The organism is Fictibacillus gelatini DSM 15865 (genome assembly GCF_000430745.1).
Lineage (GTDB): Bacteria > Bacillota > Bacilli > Bacillales > Fictibacillaceae > Fictibacillus_A > Fictibacillus_A gelatini.
Genome location: NZ_AUMP01000003.1, coordinates 213,050 through 233,220, shown reverse-complemented (window position 1 = coordinate 233,220; position 20,171 = coordinate 213,050). Strand labels below are relative to the sequence as shown.

The 20,171-nt window shown below is 39.3% G+C and carries 24 protein-coding genes; 2 read left to right on the top strand and 22 right to left on the bottom strand.

The features are described from left to right. Window positions 1-13: 13 nt before the first annotated feature. From H538_RS0106670 to H538_RS0106650, 5 genes are all read right to left on the bottom strand, one after another. Complete coding sequence (locus H538_RS0106670; RefSeq protein ID WP_026676941.1) at window positions 14-214, bottom strand: DUF2768 domain-containing protein; 201 nt, start codon at window positions 212-214, stop codon at window positions 14-16. Window positions 215-336: 122 nt separating this feature from the next. Then, on the bottom strand, window positions 337-603 hold the full coding sequence (locus H538_RS0106665) for a stage VI sporulation protein F (protein ID WP_026676940.1): 267 nt from the start codon (window positions 601-603) through the stop codon (window positions 337-339). Between the two features lie 99 nt (window positions 604-702). Continuing rightward, entirely contained in the window at window positions 703-1,713 is a 1,011-nt protein-coding gene (locus tag H538_RS0106660) for an NAD(P)H-dependent glycerol-3-phosphate dehydrogenase (RefSeq protein ID WP_026676939.1), read from the bottom strand. A gap of 38 nt (window positions 1,714-1,751) precedes the next feature. Beyond that, on the bottom strand, window positions 1,752-3,065 hold the full coding sequence (gene der / locus H538_RS0106655; RefSeq protein WP_026676938.1) for a ribosome biogenesis GTPase Der: 1,314 nt from the start codon (window positions 3,063-3,065) through the stop codon (window positions 1,752-1,754). A 146-nt stretch (window positions 3,066-3,211) separates the two neighbouring features. Beyond that, complete coding sequence (locus H538_RS0106650; protein WP_026676937.1) at window positions 3,212-3,811, bottom strand: YphA family membrane protein; 600 nt, start codon at window positions 3,809-3,811, stop codon at window positions 3,212-3,214. Window positions 3,812-3,902: 91 nt separating this feature from the next. Here H538_RS0106650 and H538_RS25440 point away from each other — a divergent pair, with 91 nt between their 5' ends. Further along, on the top strand, window positions 3,903-4,037 hold the full coding sequence (locus tag H538_RS25440; RefSeq protein ID WP_081412595.1) for a YpzI family protein: 135 nt from the start codon (window positions 3,903-3,905) through the stop codon (window positions 4,035-4,037). Window positions 4,038-4,050: 13 nt separating this feature from the next. Here the strand turns inward: H538_RS25440 and fni are convergent, their stop codons facing one another. The 13 genes from fni to H538_RS0106580 form a co-directional block, all read right to left on the bottom strand. Next, complete coding sequence (gene fni / locus H538_RS0106640; RefSeq protein WP_035350239.1) at window positions 4,051-5,109, bottom strand: type 2 isopentenyl-diphosphate Delta-isomerase; 1,059 nt, start codon at window positions 5,107-5,109, stop codon at window positions 4,051-4,053. Between the two features lie 51 nt (window positions 5,110-5,160). Further along, a complete protein-coding gene (gene rpsA / locus H538_RS0106635) occupies window positions 5,161-6,300 on the bottom strand; it encodes a 30S ribosomal protein S1 (protein WP_026676935.1) in 1,140 nt (379 codons plus the stop codon). 57 nt (window positions 6,301-6,357) lie between these two features. Continuing rightward, window positions 6,358-6,879: a lysophospholipid acyltransferase family protein gene (locus H538_RS0106630; protein ID WP_407636378.1), complete on the bottom strand. Its 522-nt coding sequence runs from the start codon at window positions 6,877-6,879 to the stop codon at window positions 6,358-6,360. A 61-nt stretch (window positions 6,880-6,940) separates the two neighbouring features. Then, on the bottom strand, window positions 6,941-7,615 hold the full coding sequence (gene cmk, locus H538_RS0106625) for a (d)CMP kinase (protein WP_026676933.1): 675 nt from the start codon (window positions 7,613-7,615) through the stop codon (window positions 6,941-6,943). Window positions 7,616-7,726: 111 nt separating this feature from the next. Further along, window positions 7,727-7,903, bottom strand: a complete 177-nt coding sequence (locus tag H538_RS26020; protein WP_154657917.1) for a DUF5359 family protein — start codon at window positions 7,901-7,903, stop codon at window positions 7,727-7,729. A gap of 59 nt (window positions 7,904-7,962) precedes the next feature. Further along, window positions 7,963-8,625: a flagellar brake protein gene (locus tag H538_RS0106615; RefSeq protein ID WP_026676932.1), complete on the bottom strand. Its 663-nt coding sequence runs from the start codon at window positions 8,623-8,625 to the stop codon at window positions 7,963-7,965. An 86-nt stretch (window positions 8,626-8,711) separates the two neighbouring features. After that, complete coding sequence (ypeB, locus tag H538_RS0106610) at window positions 8,712-10,061, bottom strand: germination protein YpeB (protein ID WP_026676931.1); 1,350 nt, start codon at window positions 10,059-10,061, stop codon at window positions 8,712-8,714. Between the two features lie 14 nt (window positions 10,062-10,075). Further along, window positions 10,076-10,921, bottom strand: coding sequence for a spore cortex-lytic enzyme (sleB, locus tag H538_RS0106605; RefSeq protein WP_026676930.1), 846 nt, complete (start codon window positions 10,919-10,921; stop codon window positions 10,076-10,078). A 203-nt stretch (window positions 10,922-11,124) separates the two neighbouring features. Next, window positions 11,125-11,781, bottom strand: a complete 657-nt coding sequence (gene prsW, locus H538_RS0106600; protein ID WP_026676929.1) for a glutamic-type intramembrane protease PrsW — start codon at window positions 11,779-11,781, stop codon at window positions 11,125-11,127. A 95-nt stretch (window positions 11,782-11,876) separates the two neighbouring features. Further along, window positions 11,877-12,863 (bottom strand): YpdA family putative bacillithiol disulfide reductase, encoded by a 987-nt coding sequence (locus H538_RS0106595; protein ID WP_035350236.1) that lies wholly within the window; start codon window positions 12,861-12,863, stop codon window positions 11,877-11,879. Window positions 12,864-12,934: 71 nt separating this feature from the next. Further along, entirely contained in the window at window positions 12,935-14,215 is a 1,281-nt protein-coding gene (locus H538_RS0106590) for a Glu/Leu/Phe/Val family dehydrogenase (protein ID WP_026676927.1), read from the bottom strand. Between the two features lie 221 nt (window positions 14,216-14,436). Then, window positions 14,437-15,354, bottom strand: a complete 918-nt coding sequence (locus H538_RS0106585; RefSeq protein WP_026676926.1) for a D-alanine--D-alanine ligase family protein — start codon at window positions 15,352-15,354, stop codon at window positions 14,437-14,439. 137 nt (window positions 15,355-15,491) lie between these two features. Further along, window positions 15,492-16,082: a genetic competence negative regulator gene (locus H538_RS0106580; protein WP_026676925.1), complete on the bottom strand. Its 591-nt coding sequence runs from the start codon at window positions 16,080-16,082 to the stop codon at window positions 15,492-15,494. A gap of 360 nt (window positions 16,083-16,442) precedes the next feature. On the opposite strand from H538_RS0106580, the gene H538_RS0106575 reads away from it, so the two are divergent. Next, on the top strand, window positions 16,443-16,661 hold the full coding sequence (locus H538_RS0106575; protein ID WP_026676924.1) for a hypothetical protein: 219 nt from the start codon (window positions 16,443-16,445) through the stop codon (window positions 16,659-16,661). Between the two features lie 2 nt (window positions 16,662-16,663). Here H538_RS0106575 and H538_RS0106570 read toward each other — a convergent pair whose 3' ends face one another. The 4 genes from H538_RS0106570 to H538_RS25035 form a co-directional block, all read right to left on the bottom strand. Beyond that, complete coding sequence (locus H538_RS0106570) at window positions 16,664-17,116, bottom strand: DUF2663 family protein (protein WP_026676923.1); 453 nt, start codon at window positions 17,114-17,116, stop codon at window positions 16,664-16,666. 99 nt (window positions 17,117-17,215) lie between these two features. Continuing rightward, complete coding sequence (locus tag H538_RS0106565) at window positions 17,216-17,527, bottom strand: hypothetical protein (protein WP_026676922.1); 312 nt, start codon at window positions 17,525-17,527, stop codon at window positions 17,216-17,218. A gap of 22 nt (window positions 17,528-17,549) precedes the next feature. After that, complete coding sequence (locus H538_RS0106560; protein WP_026676921.1) at window positions 17,550-19,043, bottom strand: RecQ family ATP-dependent DNA helicase; 1,494 nt, start codon at window positions 19,041-19,043, stop codon at window positions 17,550-17,552. After that, window positions 19,003-20,094 carry a YpbB family protein gene (locus tag H538_RS25035; protein ID WP_051291342.1) on the bottom strand — a complete coding sequence of 364 codons (1,092 nt, stop codon included), beginning with the start codon at window positions 20,092-20,094 and terminating at the stop codon, window positions 19,003-19,005. Before H538_RS25035 ends, H538_RS0106560 begins: the two co-directional genes overlap by 41 nt. Between the last annotated feature and the right edge of the window lie 77 nt (window positions 20,095-20,171).

Here is a 20,171-nt window from a genome sequence, read left to right as displayed (position 1 = left end):
GTTAATTCTCCTTTTACCCTGTTGAAGCACCGCTCATGACGACAAGTAAAATTAAAAAGCCCGCGGTAAATAAACACAAATAAGCAATGGTTGCGACAATGTATTTAAATAGCCCTTTTAACTTTGAACGACTGACCAAAATCGAAATGACCGCTATAAACATTAAGCCAATAGCCGACAGCGCAACCCACATTTTCATCAAGCCTTCACTCATATGGAACCTCCTTTACGACTACAGCGTCAATTATAGCATAAACATAACGATTTGATGTAACGTTGGCAAAAGAAAAACCAGAGCCGATCGTTTCATGCTCCGGTTCTTGGTTTCTAGCAGGATCATTTAGTGTCAAACATTTTCGACAATGTTTCCAGGTCAAGCGGGATTTGATTGCCCGTGACCGCTTTAATAATTTGATCCTCTTTCTGCTTAGTCACTGGCACCCCTGCCAAATTCGCTACTTGAGAGATTAACTGCCTTAATGTACGTTCATCACGAAGGTTTTTCGTGCTGACCGATTGGGCTAATTTAAAAATGTCCTCTTTTTTCACGTTCGTTTTTTGTTCAACTTTATCAAAAAACTGATTTTGATTCTCTTTATCCATAACCGTCCTCCTCCAACTTCCTTTTCACCATATCGTATGCGGTAGCCCGGGCTATTGTGAAAAAGAAATCTACGGAAGAGGAATTCCCCTGATAAGATTTTACAACTCTTCAACCTCATGCGTCCTTGAGCGCTGCATTAATTCGTCAACCGCTTCTTTCGGGTTCATTCCGCTAAAAAGGATAGCGTGCAGCGCATTCGTAATCGGCATCTCAACATCTTCGATTTTTGCAAGATGGTACGCCGCCTCTGTTGTACGGACACCTTCAACAACCATTCCCATTTTAGCAAGGACGTCATCAAGCTTTTCCCCTTTTCCAAGGAGATTCCCTGCCCGCCAGTTCCGGCTGTGGACACTCGTACATGTCACAATCAAATCACCGATTCCAGTTAATCCAGAAAAGGTTAGTGGATTCGCGCCCATTTTCACTCCTAATCTCGTGATTTCAGCAAGCCCTCTCGTAATTAAAGCGGCTTTTGCATTGTCTCCATAGCCTAACCCATCTGAGATCCCGGCACCTAATGCAATAATGTTTTTCAGGGCGCCTCCGATTTCTACTCCGATAATATCCGGATTCGTATACACTCTGAAATATTGGTTAATAAACAAATCCTGGACATGTTCTGCGAATTCTACATTGGTTGATGATACCGTTACAGTAGTCGGCTGTCTAAGGCAAACTTCTTCTGCATGGCTTGGACCTGACAAAACGACAATTGCATTTCTCTGTTCAGCAGGGATCTCTTCTTCGATGATTTCTGAAATACGCTTGTAAGTGTTCGGCTCGATTCCTTTGGACGCATGAACAATCGTCACCGGTTTATCCAGTGCACTTTTCAATTCGCCAAGAACATCTCTCATCGCTTTTGTCGGCGTAACTAGAACAACATATTCCGCATTTTCCACTGCTTTTTTCATGCTTGTTGTACCTTCTATATTAGAAGGTAGGACAATATCCCGTAAGTATTTTTCATTTGTATGATTTTCATTGATTTCGTCAATTTGTTCTTTTCTTCTTCCCCATAGACGAACTTCATGGTCATTATCTGCCAATACTACGGCCAGTGCTGTTCCCCAGCTTCCTGCCCCGATTACTGCAACTTTTGTCATTCTCTCTAGCTCCTTCTTCATACATTGATTGGTGTTTACTACTCATTTTTTTTGCGGGCCACAATTCGTATAGGCGTTCCAATAAAGCCGAATGTTTCACGAATTTTATTTTCTAAAAAGCGTCGATACGAAAAATGAAGAAGTTCTGGATCGTTCACGAATAAAGCAATGGTAGGCGGTTTGATCGCCACTTGAGTAACGTAATTAATCTTTAGCCGTTTGCCGTTATCAGTCGGGGTAGGATTCATCGCAACCGCATCCATAACCACATCGTTTAAAACATTCGTTTGAATTCGGAGTGAATGATTTTCCGCCACCTGGGCAATTAGCGGGTAAAGTGTGTGCAGCCTTTGTTTTGTTTTAGCAGAAACAAAAATAATCGGCGCATAATTTAAATACAAAAAGTGATCACGCACTTTTTGTTCGAATTCTTTCATCGTTTTATCGTCTTTTTCGATCGCATCCCACTTGTTGACGATAATAATAACACCTTTGCCGGCTTCATGGGCATATCCTGCAACTTTTTTATCTTGTTCAATGATCCCTTCTTCGGCATTTAAAACGACACAAACGACGTCAGAACGTTCTATTGCCCGGAGAGCCCGGAGAACACTGTACTTTTCCGTGCTTTCATAAACTTTTCCTTTTTTTCTCATTCCCGCCGTATCAATGATGACGAACTTTTGCCCATCTTTTATAAATTCCGTATCAATGGCATCGCGTGTTGTTCCGGCGATATTGCTTACAATCACCCGTTCTTTTCCTAAAATGCTATTGACAAGCGATGACTTCCCGACATTTGGCCTTCCGATAAGTGAAAAACGAATCGTATCGTCATCTTCTTCATCCGTTTTACGATCAGGGAAGTGCCGGACAACCGCATCAAGCAAATCGCCTAACCCTAAGCCGTGAGCACCTGAAATGGCAATCGGCTCCCCGATCCCAAGTGAGTAAAACTCGTAAATAAGTTCCTGGCGTTCCGGGTTATCAATTTTATTTACGCCTAACACAACAGGCTTGTTTGAACGAAATAGCAATTTAGCCACTTCTTCATCGGCTGCGGTAATCCCTTCCCTGCCGTCGACGATAAAAACAATAACATCCGCTTCGTCAATGGAAATTTCCGCCTGCTGCCTCATTTGTACCAGCAACGGTTCATCCCCAATTTCGATTCCGCCCGTATCGATCACGTTAAACTCATGGTTTAACCATTCGGCAGAACTATAAATTCGATCTCTCGTTACACCTGGCATATCTTCAACAATCGACACACGATCGCCGACAATCCGATTAAATATCGTTGATTTACCAACATTCGGCCGTCCAACAATGGCCATTACCGGTTTTGACATATAGACACATCCCTTTTCACATTACATACTTCGAATAGCAATTTAATTTATGTACAAAAAAGATAACCCTACATTAGAAAAAGGGTTATCTAATGATTTGAATAGCTAATCTATTTTAGCAAATTAAGCTTGAAATTTTCAACCACTTATAATTTTCGGTGAAGCCATGTCAATTGAATCCCCTCTTTAAAAAGCTGGCTAAAATAATACACTAGCGATACTAGCCCGTAAAGAAAGCAACAGATAGAAACGGTATCAAAAAAAGCGCTACTTCCGAATATGGTCGTTTTTGTTAACTTTTGAATGAGAAAACGATAAAGACATTCTCCCTGGCAACATCCTGTCAAAAGGACATGCAACCTTGCTTTCTTCGTTTGAACAATAATAATTGAGAGTAAAAGTATGAATGTTGAAAGAACCCATTTCACATCAATATAAAACCAAACCGGATCATACATCGAAAAAAGAAGCAAACAAACATAAGAGAACATGATAATGAAACTGGCAAAAACAAAATAAATCATGTTTCTAAATGGGTACCTGGTAAATGCAAAGAAACACATAGCAGCGAGAATAATAAAAGATAGATTGAGTACATATCGGCCATATTGAATGAATGTATTTGAACATAAAAGTAAAATGAGTATGAACATCGCCGCTTTTGTTCGTTTCGACGATTTTGGCATTAAAAACGTGCAATATGTCCAGAAGAGCCACGAAATCCAGTAAAAATAAATGCCTTCCATTTTTCTACACCTCATCACTCATTATGACTCGGAAGAATAAAAGTTAATCACGTATGTCAAAATAAAACCAATGATGGAAGGAGTGAGAAATGTGGGCAAAGATCGTCAAGAAAAAAAGTTACGCGAGTCAAGAAGAGTCGAATCTGATCGCGATCAAAGTTTAAAATACCCTGGATCATCAACATTAGAAGGTCCGGAAGAAGCGAGAAAACGGAATAAAGGCTAAAGAAAAAGAACTCCTATTTCACGGGAGTTCTTCTTTGCGCATACCGCGCAGTATCAATACCTCTTTGTTCAAGCCAATGATAAACAGCACCCGAAATGACGACTGGATGATGATGAAGTTCTTTCACCGTAGTAACGCCAAGGGCTGTCATGATCATCACCATTTCATTGTGCAGATTTTCAATCGTTTGAAAAAGTTCATCTCTTCCTTTTTTAATTAAAACGGAGATCAAATGCCCCGCCATTCCGACGGCGTTCGAACCGAGTGAAAGAGCCTTTACAATCTCAAGGCTGTTTTGTAAACCACCAGAAGCAATGATACTTCCATGAAACACTTCGTTCGTTTCAATAATGGCTATCGCAGTTGGGATACCCCAATGATTAAAAAATGACAACTCATCCATTCGCCGTTTATTTTCTATAAGAGAAAAATTGGTTCCCCCGTATCCTCCGACATCGATGATCTTTACACCAATATCCTTAAGCAGCAAAGCAGCTTCCTTTCCGATCCCAAAGCCGACTTCTTTAACAATGACCGGAACGTTGACGCGATTTACGATTGCTTCAATTCGATTAAGCCTGCCTGAAAAATCGCGGTCACCCTCAGGCATAACGAGTTCTTGAACAGTATTTAAATGAATCTGAAGGGCATCCGCTGCAATCATCTCGATTGCAGCTTCCGCCTGATCGACTGTCGCCTCACTGCCTAAATTCGCAATAATGACGCCATTCGGGTTAGATTTTCGAACAATCTCGAATGTTGCCCGTTCATTTTTATCTTTTAAGGCGGCCATTTGCGAACCGACGCTAACCGCCATATTAAAATAAGATGCTATCTCAGCAAGCGCCCGGTTAATTTCTAATGTTTTTAAACCACCGCCACCTGTCATTGCATTAATAAAAATAGGTGAACGTAAATCGAGTTCACCTATTTTCGTTTTAAGATCAATCGAAGAAACTGAAACATTAGATAAGCTATTGTGAACAAGCGTTATATCATCAAATCCGTTTGTTCCTATTTTTTCACTTTCAACCGCATGCTTAATATGTTCCAATTTCCTCAAAGATCGCATATCGTTTTCACCTGTTTGCATACTAGTTTAAAACATTCTCTTGCGGCAATGTTATTGATATTTTTTTAGTTGATCGCCAATCATATCCGCAAGGGAAAATCCTTTTTCTTCTTTTGGCAAGTTGTCTTTCATGTTTTGCTCTTCTTTTTCTTCTAAAGCAGCACGAATGCTTAAAGAAATCCGCTTTTCGCCGCGGTCAACATCCAACACTTTTACAGTAACAGTTTCCCCTTCTTTTAACACTTCATTCGGATTTCCAATATGTCGATTGCTAATTTCCGAAATATGAACAAGCCCTTCGACTCCTTCTCCCACTTCAACAAATGCTCCGAATGAAACGAGACGCTTGACGACTCCTTGAATAACCTCACCAGGTTGTATATTGTTTATTACTTGCTCCCATGGGCTTGGAAGTGTTTCTTTAATGGATAAAGAAATGCGTTCACTATCGCGGTCTACATTTAATACTTTTACCGTAACGGTATCTCCTTCTTGAACGACTTCTGAAGGATGATCTACACGTTTATGGGACAATTGAGAAATATGTACGAGCCCATCAACCCCGCCAATGTCTACAAATGCTCCAAAGTTTGTCAATCTTTGCACTTTTCCTTCAAGAACTTGTCCTTGCGACAATGAATTTAATAAGTTTTCTTTTTTCTTGTTTTCGATCTCTTCTAAAACGGCACGGTGGGATAAAATTAAACGATTTTTTTCTTGATCGCATTCAACAATTTTAACGTCTAATTCTTTTCCTTTATAGTCGCTGAAATCTTCTACAAAATGCTTTTCGACCATTGATGCGGGGATAAATCCTCTTACACCAAGGTCGACAACAAGTCCGCCTTTAACGACATCATGAATGGTCACCGTAAATGTTTCGTTATTTTCAAATTTCTTTTCCAACTCTTCCCATGATTTTTCAGAATCTACAGCTTTTTTTGAAACGAGAAGCTTGTCTTCTGAAAGCGAAATGACTTTTACAGTAATCACATCTCCTGTGTTTAATACATCACTTGCTTTTTCAACAAACAGGTTGGAAATTTCATTGACAGCCAGCAAAGCATCTTGCTTATAACCAATATCAATTAGCGCATACTTATCTTCCACTTTAATAACCGTACCTTGAACAACGTCTCCGGTTTCAACCACTTTTGTGTCCGTCAAACTTGTATTCATTTCTTCTGTCATACGTTTGCCCTCCTCAAATTTAGCTGAAAGATTAAGAATCACCATCCAAAACAGTCTTTATTGATTCTCATTTATCAATCGCCTTATATGTTCCATTATAAGGTCTGTTGCCTCTTTTGCGGAAACTTTTTGCTCCTTTAGTTCTTTAAAATCGATCGGTTCGCCATAAACGACCTTTAATTTTTTTCTGAATTTGTACTTTCCGATAATCGCACACGGAATAACAGCAGCATCTGTTTTCAATGCAAAAAAACCCGCTCCTGCAAGACCTTCTCCTAATTCACCGGTCTTGCTGCGGTGCCCTTCGGGGAAAAGCCCGAGCACTTTTCCTTCTTTTAAAAGCTTTAGACCGTTTTTCAGCGCCTGTTTGTCACTCATTCCCCGGCGGACCGGAAAAGCATGGATCCGTTTAATAATATGTTTTAACACGGGAACGTTGAAAAGTTCAGCTTTTGCCATAAAATGAACGACTCTTGGCGTAGCAACGCCGACTAACGGCGGATCAAAATTGTGAATATGATTGGCACAAAGTAAAACTCCACCGTCCTGTGGGATTTTTTCCGTACCTTTCACCTCCATGCCATACATCAAAGCAAAAAAAGTTTGACAAACTTTTTTCCCAATAAAGTATAAATCCACCCTATTCAGCCCTTTCGTTGACTAAATGCAAAATTGCGTTAACTACATCCTGTATGGTCATAGATGTCGTATCAAGTTCGATTGCGCCTTCTGCTTTTTTTAATGGTGCATATTCTCGTTCTGAATCCCGTTTATCACGAAGTGCAATTTCTTCCTTTAATTGTTCAAAGTCGGCTTCAAACCCTTTTAATTTATTTTCTTCAAATCTTCTTCGTGCTCTTTCCTCTACGGATGCGACTAGAAAAACCTTCACCTCGGCATCAGGCATCACATGTGTCCCGATATCGCGGCCGTCCATTACGACTCCGCCGCCTCTGGCAAGGAGTTGTTGCCGTTTAACCATTTCTTCTCTGACCGTCTGGCATTTCGCAACAAACGAAACATTGTTCGTTACGTCAGCTGTACGAATTTCATCGGTTACATCCTTGCCGTCTAAAATAACGGCCTGTCTTGAATTTTGGACTTTTAATTCAATCATAGAATTCTTTAATAAATGAGCTAGTTCTTCTTCATTATGCACATCAACGCGCGTTAAAAGCGCTTTATAGGTTAACGCACGATACATGGCACCCGTATCAATATAAATGTATGACAATTGATCAGCCACCAATTTGGCAACTGTACTTTTTCCAGCTCCGGCGGGGCCATCGATTGCTATTTTTAATTTTTGTTTCATTATTTTTCCTCCCAAAAACACCATCTCTACATACTAAAAAGCAGGTATTTCCCCTGCTTTTTTAGGCTACTAAAAAAAATAATAACGAATTTACTATATCATATTCTCTGGTTAGCGGTCTAATGTTTCAAGTAGATTCGTTTTGTTTTCCTTTAAGACGCCTTCGTAATACACGCTTTTATTAAACCGTTCGTGCCATGTCTCATGTTGAATGGCCCATTGTGCAAGAAAAAGAAATACAATGTGAATGAAGACAAGCTTGATTAATAGATGATCCAATTTTTCCATCCGGCTTCTTCCTTTACATTCTATATTCATCCACGAAGTATTCCACATTCACTAAAATGCTATTCATTCATGGCCTCTTTTTTCTTATGCAGGAGTTGTTGTTCAAAACAATAGCGAATAATTTGCTGACGTTCAAATTCCTGAATTTCTTTAAATTGGATGGAAGCCCTCACCTTTTCGCTATCAGCGGATATTCTTAATACGTTGCATTCAAGATCAAGGTAAACTTTCTCTCCTGATGTCATTGGAAGTACGATTAAACATTGAATGATATTGTTTTCCAACAGAGAATGGCGCCGGGGCAAGACGAGTTGCATTCCGCCTGCACTAATATCAACAGCAACTGTAACAAACGGTGGAAACAGCTGTTCGTTATGGCTAACGGCAACATCAAGCATTGTATCGACCCGAACATATTGCCTTCGTTGAATACGCTGAAGTGCTTCACTTCCGGGGTAACTTATAAGTAAAACGGGGATTTTGTCCATTTTGCGCCCCTGAAGCTCTGTTTTAAACATAAATACCGATTGGTCCTTTTTATTGACAAATGTTGCTTTAAATGGCGTTCCTTCTAAAAAGAATTCTGTTCGCTTTGTCTTTTCATTGATGGGATAGTCTACCCATAACTGATTTTCCTTGATTTCAACGATTTTACATTTGTAACGGTCTTGCTTCTCTGAATGTAATGGTTCCAAATAAACGGTTTCTCCTATCGTAATCAAAAAAGTTCACCCAACTTTTAGCATTTTTTCTTATGACTTATTATGCCAGAGAACAAATAAAAGGAAAAGCGAAAATTCGCTTTTCCTTAAATGGATTCATAAGAAGGTTCTGCCTCTTTCAGCTTTTTAACGCCTTCTTCTTTTCCGTTTTCTGCATTAATGAAAATTTGATACGTTTCATCGCCAAGTACCCCTAAAAACTCGTAGCAAAGAACTTCCTTGCCCACATCGTTTCGAATAAGAGCCATATGCTTTTCCATCATTTTAAACTTCGGATTGACTTTTGTTTTTGCAGCTGCCTCCGAAAGTTTAACAGCCGGAATGGTTCGTTTATGATGGGAAAGTAAGTACTCTGTTCCTTCATAGCCCATAATATCGCCATTATCTAATGCAACCTTTACGGAAACGGTATCCGGATAAATGCGCACACCGTTTTGCACAGCAGCGAATGTAAATACCCCAACATTATCATATTGATCACTTGATACAGCTTCCATTTTCGTATTTAAATGACGGTTTAAAAACTGATCCGCTTTATTTTGTGCTTCATTTAAACTAATTGTCGGCTTCCCAACTTTCCGGTCTTGCAATACCCATAACGGATGGCCGCCTTTTTTGGAAAGATCCATATACGTGTTCGCTTTCGTATCCGGGTTATAAATGGTTAAGGAGTAAGTATCATATTGCGCTCCTTTTCCTGATTCTTCTACTTTTATTTTTACATTGCGGCGAAGATTTAAAAACTTGAAGGCTAGCTGTTTCGCTTCTTGTTTTGAGATCTTCCTTCCTGATAAATGCGACAAATTACGATTTTTCAACTTGTCCATTTCTTTCGCTTCAGGACCAAAATCTAATTCTGTATAGCCTTGCGCCGATTTATCAACCGTTTTAAATCCGTCAATGATTGTATTATCCTGAGGCTGCTTATTTGTCGCTAAGGCAAGTTCAACATCCATCCAGCGTAAATTTTTTTTCTGTGCCATCGCTTCTGTTTTTCTTAATTGATTTTGAATGTTCGTTGAGTTCGCATAAAGCGTTTTTAAGGTGTTATACTCTTCTTTCGTTAAAGGCTTTTTATCAAGATCGCGAACAGCGACCCGATAGCTAAAGTCCCCCATCTTCGCAAGAAATTCTTCCGTTTTGTTAAATGGCAATAGTGCAAGCGGAAGTTGTCCGACATTGTTATGTGCCTCAGAAGTCAACCGCCAGACTTGAGCAAGCGCCGGGGACAGTTGTTTTTGTGAATTCATGGCAAGTGTTTCCCCGATTTTATCATGCAAAGAATCAATATGAAAATTCAACTCATGAAATGCCCGTTGATAATTGTTTTCAGCCTGCAGAAGCACAGCGTTTTTTTCTTGATGTTCACTGTATCCCCAGTAGCCTGTTCCGACGATACCAAGTGCAAGTATGACAATAAGAACCGTTCTTATCAAGTTAGTCACCTCAATTATTTACAGAAAATATGCTTCCCTATCTTTTTAATTTGCGGTCTTGTCCATATCCAACCTGATGTTGCTGTATCCGGGTTAAAATAATATAACGCTTCTCCCGTAGGATCCCATCCATTAATCGCATCCATGACAGCTTTTTTTGCCGTTTTATTAGGTGTTAAATAAATCTGGCCGTCTGCAACCGCCGTAAATGCTCGTGGTTCAAATATTACCCCTGCCACCGTATTTGGAAAAGCAGGACTATGGAGGCGATTTAAAATAACGGCAGCAATCGCTACCTGCCCGATATATGGTTCGCCCCTTGCCTCACCGTATACCGCGTTTGCAAGTAAATTAATATCATTTTGCGAGAATCCTGCGGGTGTATTTTTGCCAGGTTGTGCTTTAGCCTGTTTTCTTTCCGGTTGTTTCGTTTCTTTTTTCCTACCTTTAATCACAACATTGCCAGTTTGTTTTTTCTCCGAAACCCCGCCATACGTCGTAAATTTTCTTCCCTGGCGAATAAGTTTCATCACACGGGCACGATTAAATTTCGTCACACTGGCAAGCTTTATTTTTGTTTTATATCCTGCCAGCCCGTCAACAGGAAGTTTAAATTCATATTGAAAGTTTCGCAGTGCCCAATACGTACGCCATCCGAAAACGCCGTCGATTGGGCCGTTATAATATCCAATGTATTGAAGCCTTGCTTGAAGTTCGATGACATCTTCTCCAACCGCTCCTTTTTGAATAACTTGAGGGGTGAAGGCATGTGCCGCCTGGTTGGGAAAATCCGCAAGTACCAAAAAACAGAAAGTAACTAGTATAAGTAGCCTTTTTATGTAATGCCTGATTCCCTTCATAAATAGATTGCCTCCTGTGAATTTTTCTCAACATTGTATGATATACGTAGCTTTTGTAATGAAAGCTTATTTATACATCAAACTGAAGATGAGAAATGAGACGTTAGATTTGTTCGAATCGGCCAATAGCCGATTCCGCTATCTGCATGTTTTAGGTTTCTAAAACATAAAAAAAACGAAACGGCGACTGCCATTTCGTTTTTTTATAGCCATTCAGACTTTTGCGCATTTGCCATTCTCACTCTCTTTAAGCCAATCCACCATAAGTAGAGCATAAATGGGATCATTAATAGCAAAAAGTCTTTTTTGCTATCAAAAGTCAATAATATCCAATTGTATATGCCATGTAATCCGGCAGGAATAATTATCGCTAATACTAAATATAGCAACTTCCGGCTAGAAAATTTCGCCTTTCCTAAATAGTAGCCGCTAATCACACCGAATAAAGCATGGCTGCTTACCGGCAATAACGCCCTTCCAATCGCATCATGCAAACCGTGAACATATAAATAAAAAATATTTTCCATGGAAGCAAAACCCAATGAAGCGGAAACCGCATAAACGATGCCGTCATATGGTTCATTAAATTCGGCATGTTGATACGCGAAATAAATGACGATAAACCATTTTAAAAATTCTTCTAAAAAGCCGGATAATAAAAAGGCATGGACGAGCCTGGAAATTGTAAATTCTTCCTGCAATCCATATTGAATAAGCATAACCGGAAAAACGAGCAATGCACCGAAAATATATACTTTTATAACCATTGAAATGGGTTCTGTTTCATACTTATCTTTTAAATAAAAAAAAGAAAGTAGGGCGATGGCAGGTGCAATAGCCGCCGAAATAATTCCAAACATGTAAGCCCTCATTTCTACTGTTTTTTTCTATCGTAACATGATAGGCTATTATTGAAAACAATAAAATCAAAAAACGTTTTTAAATCAACCTGCTCTTAATACAGGTTGATTTTTTTGCTTAACGCTTTTGCAATAAGCTCTCCATGAAATCTCCCGTTCTCAATAAAGATTTCATTTGCATTATTCCCTGCGGCAATCACGCCGCAAATGAAAATATTTTCCACGTTCGTTTCCATCGTGTCTGGATGATGAACAGGCCTTCCCGTTTCTTCATCAATGGCAACACCCATTTTTCTTAAAAATGAATGATCGGGATGATAGCCGGTCATGGCGAATACGAAATCAGCCTTTATTTTTTCCGTTTTCCCATCCTTTTCGTAAAACAAAAAGTCTTCCGTAATTTCTTTCACAACGGCATTAAACTCCATCCTTATGTTGTTTTGAGAAACTTGAGCCGTAAATTCTGGCAGCACCCACGGTTTAATGCTTTTCGAATAATCTTTACCGCGATAAAGAACGGTCACACGCGCCCCGGATTTTTGAAGCTCGAGCGCTGTATCGATCGCTGAATTTTTCCCGCCAATGACAACGATGTCCTCATTGAAAAAAGGGTGCCCTTCTTTAAAATAATGAAAAACGTGCGGCAGCTCTTCCCCCTTTACTCCCATCATATTCGGGTGGTCATAGTAACCTGTAGCAATAATGGCGGCACGAGAATAATAAACTTTCTCTTGTCCTTTTTGAGTTTTTGTTATTATGCAAAAGAGTTGATCCGATTCTTTTGCAACAGAAATCACTTTTTCATATGTGTTCACTTGAAGTTCCTTACGCTTTACAACTTCTCGATAATACGTTAACGCATGAATTCTTTTTGGCTTTCTTTCCTCATTCACAAAAGGCACACCGCCAATTTCCAGTTTTTCGCTCGTGCTAAAAAACGTCTGGTGGGTTGGATACCGGGAAATCGTATCAACGACATTTCCTTTTTCAAGAACAACATATGAAAAACCTTTTTCTTTTATCGCAATTGCCGCAGAAAGCCCGCACGGACCTCCCCCAACAATACAAACATCATAAATCACGATCACCACTCCCTAAACATAAAAATCCCCTATCAACAAATGATAGGGGATTTTTCCTTTCATTGCAAAGATTAAATCCAGCCGCGGAAGCGAGAAGCTTCAGCCATTTTGCGCACACCGACCATGTAAGCGGCCAGACGCATGTTCACTTTGCGGTTGACCGAAGTTGTATAAACAGAGTTGAAGGATTTGACCATAACTTTTTCAAGTTTTTCTTCCACTTCTTCTTCTGTCCAATAATAGCCCTGGTTGTTTTGTACCCATTCGAAATAAGATACCGTTACCCCACCAGCACTTGCAAGAACATCCGGAACAAGAAGGATGCCTCTTTCAGTTAAAATCTTCGTTGCTTCAAGAGTTGTCGGACCGTTTGCCGCTTCGACAACGATGGAAGCCTTAATGTTATGGGCATTTTCTTCCGTAATTTGATTTTCAATTGCCGCAGGAACGAGAATATCACAATCTAGTTCAAGCAATTCTTTATTTGAAATCGTGTCTTTAAACAATTTCGTTACTGTACCAAAGCTGTCCCGTCTTTCAAGGAGATAATCGATATCCAATCCTTCAGGATCATAAAGACCGCCGTATGCATCGGAAATACCAATTACTTTCGCTCCAGCATCATGCATAAATTTCGCAAGGAAGCTGCCGGCATTACCAAACCCTTGAACAACAACACGTGCACCTTCTAAAGTAATGCCACGTTTTGCAGCCGCTTCACGAATACAAATCGTAACACCTTTTGCCGTAGCTGTTTCACGTCCGTGAGAACCACCGAGCACTAACGGCTTACCTGTAATAAAACCTGGAGAGTCGAATTCACGAATTCGGCTATATTCATCCATCATCCACGCCATGATTTGAGAGTTGGTCATGACATCTGGAGCTGGAATATCTTTCGTAGGCCCTACAAGCTGGCTGATGGCGCGAACGTATCCACGGCTTAATGCTTCAAGCTCTCTGAAAGACATCGTACGCGGGTCACAAATAATACCGCCTTTACCTCCGCCATATGGAAGGTCAACAATTCCTGCTTTTAAGCTCATCCAAATGGAAAGCGCTTTTACCTCATTTTCCGTTACGTTTGGATGGAAACGTACGCCACCTTTTGTCGGTCCAACGGAGTCATTATGTTGTGCACGGTAACCCGTGAAAATTTTCGTCGTACCATCATCCATTTTGATTGGGATACGAACTGTTAACAATCGAATCGGTTCTTTTAACAATTCATATACTTCTGATGGGTAGCCTAATTTATCCAGTGCTTCATGTATCACTGTTTGTGTCGATGCTAGCACATCGTTATTTTCATGTTTTTCTTGATTTTGATCTGCATTGTTTTGGGCAGTCATTTGATTACCTCCCATTATTGTCACCTCTAAAGTTTAGTCAATGTTCAGTGCAAGTATACACCTTTGGACTCATTATGAGAAGGGAAAAATCACATTTTCTCATAAAAAAAAGAAAGCGCTTCCTTTTTCGGAATATTCATAAATGTAATCTAATCTTTCACAGTATTTTGATAAGGTTCTAAAAATAAAAATCCCCCTTATTTTACAAGGGGGCAGGGTCGTTATTTATGAATAGAAAGCTTAATAAGCTGCTCGATCATATCAGGATAGCTCAGCCCAATTTCTTTAGCAGCATCAGGGAAAAGGCTTGTCGGTGTCATTCCGGGCAATGTATTTACTTCTAGTATAACCGGTTCGCTGCCGTCATGTGGAACGATAAAGTCGACACGTGAATAGACTTCGCATCCTAGTGCTTCATGGGCCAAAACGGCATTTTTTTGCAAAAGGGCCGTAATTTCATCGCTTACCCTCGCCGGAACATAGTGCACACTTCCGCCTTCAGCATATTTTGATTCATAATCGTAATAGCTATTTTTTGGGACGATTTCAACAACTGGCAATGCTTTTACATTTCCTTTTTCGCCCATTACAGCTACTGTTACTTCTTTACCAGAAATAAATTGTTCAATCATGACCGTATGATCATGCGTAAACGCAGTTTGAATTCCCTGTAATAATTCTTCTTTATTTTGAGCAATTGTAAGACCGATTGTTGAGCCTTCGTGATTCGGCTTTACTACGACAGGAAACGGAAATGGGATTTCCAGTTCGTCTTCCCGATATAATTTTTTCTCGAGAACGATTTCTTTTGCGGTACGAATTCCTTGCTCTTGAAAAAACTTCTTCGACTTTGATTTATCCATTGCTAAAGCAGAAGCAAGTACCCCTGAACCGACATATGGGATATTGAGCATATCAAGCATGCCTTGCAGCCTGCCATCTTCGCCAAATTTACCGTGCAAACCAATGAAAACTGCATCGACTTCTAAATGAAGAAGTTCATTCAAACGATCGATTTGAAAATCGATGCCAATCACTTCGTGTCCTTTTTCTTTAAGAGCAGCCATAATTTGTTTCCCGGATGACAATGACACTTCTCTCTCTGCAGAAACGCCGCCATATAAAACAGCAATTTTCATCTCCTCATTCACTCCTAACCGTCTTATCTATGTAACATTTTATTTCCGAAAATGTGATTCGGGTACAATAAAATATTTTCTATCATACCATTTTTTCGAATGACATCATATAAAAACCTCCCTGATCACCGGGAGGTTTATTTAAAAAAGGTATTTAATTGCAATATCGCTTCTTTAGGCATTAAACATTTACCGTATTCCATTACACGGTAACTGGTAATTGTGGAAGGGCTGCCGAATTCCGCCAGGAGTGCTATCAACATATCAAGTTCAATCGATTGAATGTCGTTTTCCTCAAACTTTAAATAAAATTGATCGTTAAAGGAATACAATACTCCGCCCTCAATTTGAAACGAATGTAATCGATGGGCAAGCGAAATGACATCTTCAAATGACGAAAACTCATAGAATATTTCATCACTTTCATCAAGAGTGACTTGCATTTCGATATAGTCTTCATCATATTCATCTTCCAGGTCATATTCATTGCTGCCTTTTGTAACGATGACTACCATGCCTTGAGCAGGTAAAGCAAATACTTCTACGGCAATCGGTCCATCTGCTTTAAACCCTACTTCATCATCGGCTTCATTCATCATATCGCGAAATAATTGATGAACCTTTGGGATATCCTGCCATATTTCATCTTTCGATATGCCTCGCTCTTTTAAATCATCCAACGTGAGGAAGATTTTTATCTTATTATAGGTTAATCGCTCTACCCGCATCTTTTGGTCCCCCTTACGCTACTGCATCTCTTTGATACAATATATGAGTGATAATAAAGATGGTGATTAGATTTCTTCCTCTTATCTAATCATTCCTTCCTATTACTAGAATACCAAAAACGATCATTTTTCAATCATCTTGACTTTAATATTAAAAACATTGTAAAACTTGTCCTTCAATGTTGCAACTAAAAACATTTTTTAACCAATTTATTTCTTTATTCCGCTGTTTTTCTAAAAATCCTGCCCGCAGGACGAAAAATTATGTGAATATTTCAAAATCAATTGTTGAAAAAATTGTCAGTTTCGCTTATCATTAAAGTAAGTTAATAAAAATTAAAGAAATGGAGAGGAAGCAGCATGACGATAACCAAACTTAAAACAAAATCTCTCGTCTTAAATACGGAGCTTGATTATAATAAAAGGCTTGGGCTTCCCGTTGAAGTTTACTCCACAATTACACATGAGACCATCGCATTTGGACGCATCGACACAATCGATGACCGATTTGTAGTCATTAATAATAAAAAACATTCCAGAGAAACGAACATGTTTTTCGGCTGTCCCTGTTTATCTTAATTTTATTTATGATAAATATTGATGTTATACTCCGATTTCATAAAGGCTAATATATGATGCCGATTTTTCCACTGTTCCGGTTCCGACCATAATTCATCTCCACGTTCAATCACATCATTTCTCACTAATTCAAATTCTTCGTCCGCTTTCTTATGTTTTTTCTTGTAAAAGCTGAATTGGAATAGCGATAAGCCGTAGAGAAAGATAGCCCCCATGATCACTTTATCGCTCATTAACATATAGACAAGATTCACATGCTGTACCAGTACTTTCGGCCATATAACCAAAAAAAGGTACAAAAATGTTCCGAGGCCAACTAAAAACATGGCAAAAGACCATTTTTGCGCTAAGCGCTCAAACCTATCTTTCTCTTCTTTTTTTCTTACGAGATTCTTGAGCACCACTTTGCTTACTTCCGTCATATACGGATCGATCTTCCAATTTGACGCATTCATATGTATAACCCCCTGTTTATACGTATGCACATCATTTATGATTCATTCCGCACTTTCATCGCCGTATTTGTAAGCGGTTAGCCGCAAAATCAGTCGTTTTTAATCTGGTTCAATATTCACTTCCTCAATTTCCGTATCATTATTCCCTCCTGCCGGGTTTAATAAATGAGGGGACCAATATTGATACGTTAATGTTAAAAGGACGAGAACGAGGAAGCAAAACAAAAGAATTCGCGAAAGCGGCATCTTTTGTTTTTTTTCCCCGCTTTCCGATTGATCCAATTTTTTACGCCGTTTTTTCCTCAATTGGCTATGGTATTCTTTTCGAGAAGGCAATTTCGATTCCCCTGCTACTTTATTTTCGCTCATTTTGGAACGTAGCAAGTCCGCCTGGTCATGTTGTTTCCCCACTAAAATCCGCCTCCCGTTACATCTACGTTACACGAGAAAAAATATAATGCAATTCTTTTTCCCATTGAAAAAAAGAATCGGGTTCTCGTTTTTTATGGTTTAAAAAGGGTTGAATGGTTGCCTCACAGATCGTGCAGCAATTTTTATTTTTATATGTCAAATGTTCGCCAAACGCTTTTAAAATTCCTCTTCGCTTACACTCTTTTTTCACTATCCAATGGAACATTTCATCCAGTTTGTTCAATTTATACTGTTTTCGTTTTTGGATATGGTTAAGGATCGTCTGAAATACAATGGCTAACTGTTCTTTCGTTTTTTCTTCCCGATTGAACATTTTTTCTTGTTCAAATTGAAATTCGATAAACCTTTTTGCCGTCGAACTTATGCCATAACCTTCCAACCACTGTAAAAAGCGCTCTTTATCCATTAAAGAAGCTGCTTGGATTAATTCAATTAATTGGTTTTCATCAGGAAATTCATGTTCAATGAGAAGAGAAGGAATCTCTTTATCTCCTTCATTATAAAGCAAAATAGCAACACTCGGGCATTGATCCCGGCCTGCACGTCCAATTTCCTGGACATAGGCTTCCATGTTGGCCGGTGGATGAAAATGAATAACATAACGTATATTTGGCTTATTAATTCCCATCCCAAACGCATTTGTTGCGCATATACAGTCAAGTTGGCCGTTTAAAAATTGCTTTTGAATGAGCAATCGATCATGAGTTTCCATGCCCCCATGATAGGCAGCAACTTTCAATTGATTGGATTCCATCAAAAATGCCGACAGATTCTCAGCCCAGGCTCTTGTTGACGTATAGATGATACCCGGTCCTTTTAAGATTTTCGCCAGCTCTTTAACCCGCTCCATTTTTTCATCGCAAGTGAAGAACGGCTCAACGATAAACGTAATATTTTCTCTATCCACACTATGTATATGACAAACCACGTTTTTCATTTCTAATTGTTTCTTAATATCTTCCCTGACCTCCTCAGTCGCTGTTGCCGTTAAAGCAAGACAGGGAGGGGAGCCGAGTTTTCTTCTCGCTTCGCTCAAGCTTAAATAATGTGGTCTAAATTCATGCCCCCATTGTGATATACAATGCGCTTCATCAACGACGAACAATGAAATTTTCATATGAATGAGCTTGTTCATAAGAAAGGGGGATTGCAAAATTTCCGGCGAAACATAAATGAACTTAAATTTCGATAATTGATGGAGCACCCGGCTTCTTTCACCCGGATCCATAAAGCTATTAATAGCAACGACCCGCTTCTCTCCCGCTTTTTTTAGTTGCTCAACCTGATCTTCCATGAGTGACAATAATGGGGAAACGATTAAAATCGAGCCGTCGAAAATGTATCCGGGCAACAAATATAAGAGTGACTTTCCTGCTCCTGTCGGGAGCATAGCAAGAACATCTTTTTTTTCGAGGACATCTTCGATTATTTCTCGTTGCCCTTTTCGGAACGAATTAAATCCGAAATGGCTTTTCAGAAGCCTCTCCAACTGCATCTTTCTCAACACCGACCCTTCCAATGACCATCCGTATTTTAAAGTATGATATCGTTTCAAGCTCGTCCTTGATCCGTTTTAATCTTCTTGTTTTGAGCCGCTCGTATACATGTAAAATAGCCTTTTGTTCTTCAACCGACACATATTCTTCAATCGGAAAATGAGGGTCATGCATCGCAATTTCGACGATATGATCCTCGATTGTACTTCTTTTTAAATTCCTGATTTTCATAATCTCTTCTAGCGGCTTTCCGCGATTTAACCACTCTAACGTCTTTTTTGCCGATAATGTCAGAGACTCTTTCAATGCCACACCGTTTAATAAACGAAACAGAACCGGATACCGATCGGGCCACTCAAAACAGGAGAACATGATATGATGCAAAACAGCCTTAAACCGCAATAATGTTTCATCTTCTTCCAGCTTCATAAAATGGGCAACTTGTCTAATTGTCAACCCGATTCGTTTATAACGGCTTAACCGGAGAACAAAAATCCCGGCACTTTTTTCATGTACCCCGGTAAGCAGTTCGCTTAATTCTTTCAATAATTGGTTAGCCGTCCATACTCTCTCATTATATGTAACAGGAAACTGCTTTTTGACAAGGGAGAAGATAGCCGGATCACTAGAAACCGGCAAAAACTGATTTTCTTTTCTTACCATATTTGAAATGCATTGGACATATAGCATTACGAGTTGCCAGAACTTGTTCTCCATTGGGGAATACTTTAAACCGTTTAATTGTTTTATATAATCCGCTTCCTTCAAAAAACTTGCAAGTTTCTCTTCGCCACAAGCCGTTAGCCTATAACTGTTGTTTGATATTTCTTCAATAGAACGATCATTGCTCAAGTTATCTATCATTTGCTGAAATGTAGAATCAGTGATGAAATTGCACGCTCCAAAAACATGGCTCACGTCAAACAGCTTTGCATCCGCCAATGTTTGTGCATTTTTCTTCCCTTTTAAAAGGTGAAAAGCCCCTCGGGCACTTCTTTCACCATTGAATTGTTTCAATACATATAAGGTTAAAAAACAGGTAACATTCATACAATCACCTTCTATAGAAACTATTGTAGCAAACAAGAAGAGGAACGTATATATAAGAGGTTATTATCTCCAGGCGA

Excerpts from the sequence above, each read along its gene's own strand:
- H538_RS0106560 (WP_026676921.1), bottom strand. The coding sequence starts at position 19,043 with ATGCAGTTGGAGAGGCTTCTGAAAAGCCATTTCGGATTTAATTCGTTC.
- H538_RS0106670 (WP_026676941.1), bottom strand. The coding sequence starts at position 214 with ATGAGTGAAGGCTTGATGAAAATGTGGGTTGCGCTGTCGGCTATTGGC.
- H538_RS0106590 (WP_026676927.1), bottom strand. The coding sequence starts at position 14,215 with ATGACTGCCCAAAACAATGCAGATCAAAATCAAGAAAAACATGAAAAT.
- fni (WP_035350239.1), bottom strand. The coding sequence starts at position 5,109 with ATGCGATCTTTGAGGAAATTGGAACATATTAAGCATGCGGTTGAAAGT.
- H538_RS0106580 (WP_026676925.1), bottom strand. The coding sequence starts at position 16,082 with ATGCGGGTAGAGCGATTAACCTATAATAAGATAAAAATCTTCCTCACG.
- H538_RS0106665 (WP_026676940.1), bottom strand. The coding sequence starts at position 603 with ATGGATAAAGAGAATCAAAATCAGTTTTTTGATAAAGTTGAACAAAAA.
- H538_RS0106575 (WP_026676924.1), top strand. The coding sequence starts at position 16,443 with ATGACGATAACCAAACTTAAAACAAAATCTCTCGTCTTAAATACGGAG.
- der (WP_026676938.1), bottom strand. The coding sequence starts at position 3,065 with ATGTCAAAACCGGTAATGGCCATTGTTGGACGGCCGAATGTTGGTAAA.
- H538_RS0106585 (WP_026676926.1), bottom strand. The coding sequence starts at position 15,354 with ATGAAAATTGCTGTTTTATATGGCGGCGTTTCTGCAGAGAGAGAAGTG.
- prsW (WP_026676929.1), bottom strand. The coding sequence starts at position 11,781 with ATGTTTGGAATTATTTCGGCGGCTATTGCACCTGCCATCGCCCTACTT.
- H538_RS0106660 (WP_026676939.1), bottom strand. The coding sequence starts at position 1,713 with ATGACAAAAGTTGCAGTAATCGGGGCAGGAAGCTGGGGAACAGCACTG.
- H538_RS0106630 (WP_407636378.1), bottom strand. The coding sequence starts at position 6,879 with ATGGAGGTGAAAGGTACGGAAAAAATCCCACAGGACGGTGGAGTTTTA.
- H538_RS0106650 (WP_026676937.1), bottom strand. The coding sequence starts at position 3,811 with ATGGAAGGCATTTATTTTTACTGGATTTCGTGGCTCTTCTGGACATAT.
- H538_RS25035 (WP_051291342.1), bottom strand. The coding sequence starts at position 20,094 with ATGAATGTTACCTGTTTTTTAACCTTATATGTATTGAAACAATTCAAT.
- rpsA (WP_026676935.1), bottom strand. The coding sequence starts at position 6,300 with ATGACAGAAGAAATGAATACAAGTTTGACGGACACAAAAGTGGTTGAA.
- sleB (WP_026676930.1), bottom strand. The coding sequence starts at position 10,921 with ATGAAGGGAATCAGGCATTACATAAAAAGGCTACTTATACTAGTTACT.
- H538_RS26020 (WP_154657917.1), bottom strand. The coding sequence starts at position 7,903 with ATGGAAAAATTGGATCATCTATTAATCAAGCTTGTCTTCATTCACATT.
- cmk (WP_026676933.1), bottom strand. The coding sequence starts at position 7,615 with ATGAAACAAAAATTAAAAATAGCAATCGATGGCCCCGCCGGAGCTGGA.
- H538_RS0106570 (WP_026676923.1), bottom strand. The coding sequence starts at position 17,116 with ATGAATGCGTCAAATTGGAAGATCGATCCGTATATGACGGAAGTAAGC.